This window comes from Kitasatospora sp. NPDC054939, assembly GCF_053610105.1.
Genome location: NZ_JBSGXP010000236.1, coordinates 1 through 7,405, shown reverse-complemented (window position 1 = coordinate 7,405; position 7,405 = coordinate 1). Strand labels below are relative to the sequence as shown.

Below are 7,405 nucleotides of genomic sequence, written 5' to 3'. Positions count from 1 at the left end.
GGCGCACCCTGGGGCGCGGGGTGGGGCTGCGGCGAAGGAGCGGGCTGCGCGTGCGGGGCCTGGGCGGCGTACGGCCAGGGCTGCCCGATCGGCGGCGCGTACGGCTGCGGCGGTACCGGCGGGGGCGTGAGCGCGGTGCGCGGCCGCCCGGCGGTGACGACCGCGACGACCTGGAACAGCAGTGCGCCGATGACCAGCCCGATCGGCAGCGCCAGCAGGCCGAGCGCCAGCCGCAGGAGCCCCCCTGCGGCGACCCGGACCCACGCGCCGGGCGACGGCCGGAAGCCCTCGGGCATGCCGGCGGTGAGCAGCTTGCGCTGCGTCAGGACCCAGAGCAGCAGCCACGCCACCAGCGCCGCGACGGCCGGGACGAGGTACTCGGCCACGTCGATGTAGAAGTGGGCGGCGTGCAGCCCCAGCAGGCTGCCGAGGGAGAACCCGTCGCTCGGGAGGATCGTCGCCAGCAGCCGGTAGAAGCCGAAGTTGTCGCTGTAGGCCAGCAGCCAGAGCAGCCCGGCCCCGGTGGCCAGGCCGGCCAGCAGGTCGCCGAAGGCCGCCGCCAGGCCGATCGGTGGTGCGGGTGGCCCGCCGCGCGCCGCCAGCGCCCGCTCCCGGACGGCCTGCTGGGCGCGCACCAGCAGCGGAATGGCCACCAGTCGTACGGCCAGTGCCAGACCGCCCACGGCCGGCACGGCCAGTACGAGCGGCGTTCCCGTGTACCCCTCCGCCATCAGTGCGTCCCCCCAGTTCGGCTCGTCGGTCGAGCAGGGGGAGTATAGGGCGGTCCGGGATCTCCCCGGGAGCCGTGCAGTTGGCGTGGGATCAGGATCGTTCGACTGCGGCTCGAACGCCGGAGGTGTCCAGCAGGATCCAGGTGTCCGGCGGGGTGCCGGCCGGTGCGGTCGCCGGCACGGGGCGCTTCTCCTCCCGCCAGGCGGCGCCGACCGCCTCGTCGGCGATCCGGCGCCAGAACCGGGCGGCGCCGGGGTTGGCGTCCTGGAAGGCGATGCCCCAGCGGCCGGGCCGGCCGTGCAGCAACTGCAGTGCGGCCTGCCGGCCGACGCCGTGCCGGCGCAGGGCACGGACCACGAAGAAGGCGCCGATGGAGGTCCGGCCGTCCGGGTCCTCGGCCATCCGCCGGGTGAGGGCGAAGCCCGCCGGCCGGTCGCCGTACCGGATCACCAGGGCGTCGCGGTCCGGCTCGTGGAGGAAGCGCGGGAGCGGCCGGAAGGTGTACCGGCCCTCGGCGTCGGGCAGGTGGCCGAGGAACTCGGACATGTCGTGCCAGTAGAGGCCGGCCAGGCGTTCGACGAGCGGGTGCAGTTCGGGGGTGACGGGCTGCAGCGTGGTCGGTTCCATCCGCCCGACGATAGCCCGCGCCCGAACGCCCGTTCGCCCGCGGGTGGTTGCGGGACGGCGCCCGCGGGTTCACGGCTGCCGGACGAAGACCCCCGCGCGGGCCGCCCCGACCGCCGCCGCGGCGGCCCGGTCGGCGTCCTCCTCGGTGAGCGGGCCGGGGGTGGTGAGCATCCGGTAGTAGAGGGGGGCGGACACCGCGCGGACCACCTCGTGCGGATCGGTGCCCGCCGGCACCTCGCCCCGTTCGGCGGCCTGCCGGACGCAGTGCGCCCACTCCTCGACCCGGACGGCGTAGAAGCGGTGCAGGGCCTCGGCGGCCCGCTGGCTGTCGGTGGCCGCCGCGATGACGGCCCGGAAGAGCGCGCCCTGCCGCGGGTCGGCGAGGGTGCGCCGGACCAGCCGGGCGTTGGCGGTGAGGTCGCCGATCAGGGTGCCGGTGTCGGTGCGGGGGAGGGACTGCTCGGCCATGTCCGCCAGCAGGTCGGCGAGCAGGCCGGTCATCGAGCCCCAGCGGCGGTAGACGGTGGTCTTGCCGACCTCGGCGCGGCGGGCGACCTCGGCGAGGTCGGTGGCGAAGAACCCCTGCTCGGCGATGGCGTCGCCGGCGGCCTGCAGGACGGCGGCCCGGACGCGGGCCGTGCGCCCGCCGGGGCGGACGGTGCCGGGTTCGGCGGGGACGGCCTCGGCAGGGACGGCCGTAGCGGCTCCGGCGGCCCCGGGTCCGGTGGGGGAGGTGGGCTCGGTCGGCTCGGCGGGGGTGCTCGGCTCCGGCATAACGGGACTCCAGTTTCGTTTGGTCGCTGCAGGTGCTACTGTCGGTCCTGCGCCAAACGGAACTATAGACCCGTTAGGTGGCGCACACGTCTTCTACTGGGGGTAGTCATGGAATACAGGCAGCTGGGCGCGTCCGGTCTCAAGGTCTCCGCGCTGAGCTTCGGGGCCGGCACCTTCGGCGGCCGGGGGCCGCTCTTCGGAGCCTGGGGCAGCACCGACGTGCAGGCCGCGCGCCGCCTCGTCGACATCTGCCTCGAAGCGGGCATCACCATGTTCGACACCGCCGACGTCTACTCCGACGGCGCCTCCGAGGAGGTGCTCGGTGCGGCGGTCAAGGGCCGCCGGGAGCAGGTGGTCATCTCCACCAAGGCCGGCCTGCCGGTCGGCGACGGCCCGATGGACGCCGGCACCTCCCGCTCGCGCCTGATCACCGCGGTCGACTCGGCGCTGCGCCGGCTCGACACCGACTACCTCGACCTCTTCCAGCTGCACGCCTTCGACGCAACCACCCCGGTCGAGGAGGTGCTCGCCACCCTGGACGACCTGGTCCGGGCCGGCAAGATCCGCTACACCGGCGTCTCCAACTTCTCCGGCTGGCAGACCATGAAGTCGCTCGCCGCCGCCGACCGCCACGGCCACCCCCGGTACGTCGCCCAGCAGGTCTACTACTCGCTGATCGGCCGCGACTACGAGTGGGAGCTGATGCCGCTCGGCCACGACCAGGGCCTCGGCGCCGTCGTCTGGAGCCCGCTCGGCTGGGGCCGGCTCACCGGGAAGATCCGCCGCGGTCAGCCGCTCCCGGCCGGCAGCCGGCTGCACGAGACGGCGGACTTCGGCCCGCCGGTCGACGAGGAGCAGCTCTACCGGGTCGTCGACGTCCTGGACGCCGTCGCGGAGGAGACCGGCCGGGCCGTCCCGCAGATCGCCCTCAACTGGCTGCTCCAGCGGCCCACCGTCTCCTCCGTGATCATCGGCGCCCGGGACGAGGCCCAGCTGCGGCAGAACCTCGGCGCGGTCGGCTGGCAGCTCACCCCGGAGCAGATGGCGCGGCTCGACGCGGCCAGCGCCCGCCCGGCGCCGTACCCGTACTTCCCGTACGAGCGCCAGGAGGCCTTCGCCCGGCTCAACCCGCCGCTGACCGCCCGCTGAACGCCGCCGGGCGGTGCGGTCGGCCGACCGGGAGGCATCGAGGACGGAACGAGGACATCAAGCGTCCTCGATGCCTCCTAGCGTCGCCGTCATGGACAGCACCGAGATCCGACCCTTCCGCATCGACATCCCGCAGGCCGACCTGGACGACCTGCGCGAGCGCCTCCTGCGCACCCGCTGGCCCGACGAACTCCCGGACGCCGGCTGGGAGTACGGGGTGGCCCTGCCCTACCTCAAGGAGCTCGTCGGGTACTGGGCCGACGGCTTCGACTGGCGGGCGCAGGAGGCGCGGCTCAACGCGCACCCGCAGTTCACCACCACCGTGGACGGCCAGAACGTCCACTTCCTGCACGTCCGTTCGCCCGAGCCGGACGCCGTGCCGCTGGTTCTCACCCACGGCTGGCCCAGCACCGTCGCCGACTTCCTCGGCATCCTCGGCCCGCTCACCGACCCGCGGGCGCACGGCGGGGATCCGGCGGACGCGTTCCACGTCGTCGCGCCGTCGGTGCCCGGCTTCGCCTTCTCCGGGCCGACCCGCGAACGCGGTTGGGGCACCCGCCGGATCGCGCTGGCCTGGGCCGAGCTGATGCGGCGCCTCGGCTACCCGCGGTACGGCGCCCAGGGCGGGGACTTCGGCGCCCTGCTCTCGCCCGAACTCGGCCGGGTGGCACCGGAGCACGTCATCGGCGTCCACGTCAACGCGCTGGCCGACGCCGCCACCGCCGCCGACCCCGCCGAACTGGACCTGCTCGGCGCCGCCGACCGCGCCCGGGCCGAGGCCAACGAGCAGTGGTGGTACGGGCACAGCGGCTACGCGACCCAGATGGCCACCCGCCCGCAGACCGTCGCCTACGCGCTCAACGACTCTCCGGTCGGCCAGCTCGCCTGGAACCTGGAGTGGTTCGTCGACCACGACCCGACCGCCACCCGCCAGACCCCCGTCGACCGGGACGCCGTGCTCACCAACGCCGCGATCTTCTGGCTGACCGCGACCGCCGGTTCCGCCGCCCGCCTCTACCGCGAGGCCGGAGCCGAGTCCTGGGGGACCAGGCCGGCGCCCTCGGCCGTCCCGACCGCGGTGGCCGACTTCCTCGGCGACCACGCCGTCCGCGGCCTGGCCGAGCTCTCCCACCGGATCACCCGCTGGACCGCGTACGACACCGGCGGCCACTTCGCCGCGCTGCAGGCCCCGGAGCTGCTGGTCGACGACGTCCGGGCGTTCTTCCGGCCCCTGCGGGAGGCGGAGCGGGGCTGACCGGCCCACCCCGGTCGGTCAGCGGTCACGAGGGCCGACCGGGGGCGGTGGGCGGGGCTCAGCCGATCACGGCGGCGCGCACGCAGAGCACGTCCGGCAGGTGGGAGACCAGCAGCCGCCAGTTCGCGCCCTCGTCGGCGCTGGCCCAGACGTCGCCGTTGCGGTTGCCGAAGTAGAGGCCGGCCGGTTCGGCGTCGTCGGTGCGCAGGGCGTCGCGCAGGACCACGCCGTAGTGGTCCTCGTCCGGCAGGCCGCGGTCGAGCGGCAGCCAGCTGCCGCCGGCGTCCGCGGTGCGGTAGACCCGGCAGCGGCGGTCCGGCGGGATCCGGTCGCCGGCCCCGCCGAGCGGGAACAGGTAGGCCGTGCCGGCCCGCCCGGGGTGGGCGGCGACCGCGAAGCCGAAGTCGGCGGGCAGCCCGTCGGCGATCGACTGCCAGCTGCGGCCCGCGTCGTCGCTGCGGTAGACACCGCCGTGGTTCTGCAGGTAGAGGCGGTCGGGGTCGGCGGCGTCCGCGGCGATCTTGTGGACGCACTGGCCGAACTCCGGGTACTGGTTCTCCTCCGGCAGGAACTCGGCGCGCAGCCCGGTGTTGGACGGCGCCCAGCTCGCGCCGCCGTCCTCGCTGCGGTAGACGCCGCCGCTGGAGACCGCGACCAGCAGCCGCCGGGCGTCGCGCGGGTCGGTCAGGACGGTGTGCAGGCCCTGGCCGCCGTAGCCCTCGCCCCATTCGGCGCGCTGCGGGTGCTCCCACAGCGACTCGACCAGGGCGAAGGTCTCCCCGCCGTCCTCCGAGCGGAACAGTGCGGCCGGCTCGGTGCCCGCGTACACCACCCCCGGCGCCTCCTCCCCGGCCGGCTGCAGCTGCCAGACGCGGGTGAGCGAGGCGCCGGTGTGCTCGGGGAAGCGGATCGCCGGCTGCGGCGGCTCGAACCAGCTCGCGCCGAGGTCGTCGGAGCGCCAGACCGACGGGCCCCAGTGGCTGCTGTCGGCGCCGGCCAGCAGGCGGACCCGGCCCCCGCGGCGGTCGATCGAGACGGCGTAGACCGCGTTCATGCGGAAGTGCGGTCCGCTGAACTCCCACGTCAACCGGTCGTCGCTGCGCCCGAGGAAGAGGCCCTTCTCGGTGCCGACGGCCACCAACACCTTGCCCATGTGCCACACCACCCGCTCAAGGCCGGACGCCAGCGCCCGGCGGTTCGGCCCCCCGGCCAGTCTCCCGCCGCGGGCGCCCGCCCACAGCTCGGCGCGCCGTCACCGGGAGAGCCGGGCGCGGGACACCGCAGGGCACCAAGCCCTAGCCGCGGCAGTCCTCCAGCAGCCGCAGCCACACCTCGCTCATCGTCGGGTAGGCGGGCACCGCGTGCCAGAGCCGGCCGATCGGCACCTCCCCGACCACCGCGACGGTCGCCGAGTGCAGCAGTTCGGCCACCCCGGGGCCGACGAAGCAGGCGCCGACCAGCAGTTCGCGGTCCAGGTCGAACACCACCCGGGCCCGCCCCCGGTAGTCGTCACCGAACAGCGAGGCCCCGGCGACCGCGCCGAGGTCGTGGTCGACGGCCTTCACCCGCAGGCCGGCCCGCTCGGCGGCGGCCAGGGTGAGTCCGACGGCCGCCACCTCCGGCTCGGTGAACACCACTTGGGGCGCCCCGGCGGTGTCGGCCGAGGCGGAGTGCGCGCCCCAGCGGGCGGTGTCCAGCGCCTTCCCGCGGGCCCGGGCGGCGATCGCCGCGCCGGCGATCCGGGCCTGGTACTTCCCCTGGTGGGTGAGCAGGGCGCGGTGGTTGACGTCCCCGGCGGCGTACAGCCACCCGCCCGCCACGCCGCGCACGGTGCAGCTGTCGTCCACCTCCAGCCAGCTGCCGGGCTCCAGGCCCACCGTCTCCAGACCGATCGCGTCGGTGCGCGGCGCCCGCCCGGTCGCGTACAGCACCTCGTCGGCCACCAGCCGTACGCCGCCCGCGAGGTGCAGGGCGACCTGCCCGTCGGCGCGCTCCAGCGAGACCACCTCGGCGCCGACCCGCAGCTCCACCCCGGCGGCCCGCAGGCCCTCCGCGACCAGCTCGCCCGCGAACGGCTCCATCCGCGGCAGCAGCCGCTCGCCGCGCACCAGCAGCACCACTTCGCTGCCCAGCGCCCGCCAGGCCGCGGCCATCTCCACGCCGACCACCCCGCCGCCGACCACCGCGAGCCGGCCCGGTACCGCGGGCGAGCCGGTCGCCTCCCGGCTGGTCCACGGGCGGGCCCGCTCCAGCCCCGGCACGTCCTTCGGCAGCACCGGCCGGCTGCCGGTGCAGACGGCGACGGCGTGCCGGGCGGTCAGCCGCCGCTCGGTGCCGTCCGCCGTCCGGACCGCGACGGTCCGCTCGCCGGCCAGCCGGCCGTGGCCGCGCACCAGGTCGATCCCGGTGTCGCGCAGCCACTGCACCTGCCCGTCGTCCTTCCAGTGCGAGGTGAAGGAGTCCCGGCGGGCCAGCACGGCCGCCGCGTCCAGCCCGGCCCCGCCGACCGCCTCCCGCGCCCCGGCCACCGCCCGGGCCTGTGCCAGCGCGGCGGCCGGCCGCAGCAGCGCCTTGCTCGGCATGCAGGCCCAGTACGAGCACTCGCCGCCGACCAGTTCGCTCTCCACGATCACCGTGCGCAGCCCGGCCGCGACGGCCCGGTCGGCGACGTTCTCGCCGGTCGGGCCCGCGCCCAGCACGATGACGTCGTACGCGTCGGTCCCGTCGGGGGTGGGGGTCTGCTCGCTCATGGCGGGTCGGTCCTCGCTCTCGCGGATGTGTCGCTGCCGGCGCTCCATCCTCGCCCGCCACCCGTGGCGGCGCAGCGGAACACGCGGACGGGCCCGGGCGCCGCTGCGCCCGGGCCCG

General features: G+C 75.9%; 6 protein-coding genes and 1 pseudogene. 2 read left to right on the top strand and 5 right to left on the bottom strand.

Features of this window, described 5'->3' with window-relative positions:
• From ACWGB8_RS37065 to ACWGB8_RS37055, 3 genes and pseudogenes are all read right to left on the bottom strand, one after another.
• Positions 1-731 (bottom strand): annotated as a pseudogene (locus ACWGB8_RS37065) (hypothetical protein); the annotation flags it as partial.
• Positions 732-822: 91 nt separating this feature from the next.
• Positions 823-1,359, bottom strand: a complete 537-nt coding sequence (locus ACWGB8_RS37060) for a GNAT family N-acetyltransferase (protein ID WP_452218063.1) — start codon at positions 1,357-1,359, stop codon at positions 823-825.
• Between the two features lie 69 nt (positions 1,360-1,428).
• Positions 1,429-2,133 carry a TetR/AcrR family transcriptional regulator gene (locus ACWGB8_RS37055; protein ID WP_452218062.1) on the bottom strand — a complete coding sequence of 235 codons (705 nt, stop codon included), beginning with the start codon at positions 2,131-2,133 and terminating at the stop codon, positions 1,429-1,431.
• Positions 2,134-2,241: 108 nt separating this feature from the next.
• Between ACWGB8_RS37055 and ACWGB8_RS37050 the strand changes: the two genes are divergently transcribed.
• Positions 2,242-3,282 carry an aldo/keto reductase gene (locus tag ACWGB8_RS37050; protein ID WP_452218061.1) on the top strand — a complete coding sequence of 347 codons (1,041 nt, stop codon included), beginning with the start codon at positions 2,242-2,244 and terminating at the stop codon, positions 3,280-3,282.
• A gap of 91 nt (positions 3,283-3,373) precedes the next feature.
• Positions 3,374-4,537, top strand: coding sequence for an epoxide hydrolase family protein (locus ACWGB8_RS37045; protein ID WP_452218060.1), 1,164 nt, complete (start codon positions 3,374-3,376; stop codon positions 4,535-4,537).
• Between the two features lie 58 nt (positions 4,538-4,595).
• Here the strand turns inward: ACWGB8_RS37045 and ACWGB8_RS37040 are convergent, their stop codons facing one another.
• Both ACWGB8_RS37040 and ACWGB8_RS37035 read right to left on the bottom strand, forming a co-directional pair.
• The gene (locus ACWGB8_RS37040) at positions 4,596-5,690 is read right to left on the bottom strand and encodes a WD40/YVTN/BNR-like repeat-containing protein (protein WP_452218059.1); all 1,095 of its coding nucleotides are present in this window, start codon (positions 5,688-5,690) and stop codon (positions 4,596-4,598) included.
• A gap of 142 nt (positions 5,691-5,832) precedes the next feature.
• The gene (locus ACWGB8_RS37035; protein ID WP_452218058.1) at positions 5,833-7,287 is read right to left on the bottom strand and encodes a dihydrolipoyl dehydrogenase family protein; all 1,455 of its coding nucleotides are present in this window, start codon (positions 7,285-7,287) and stop codon (positions 5,833-5,835) included.
• Between the last annotated feature and the right edge of the window lie 118 nt (positions 7,288-7,405).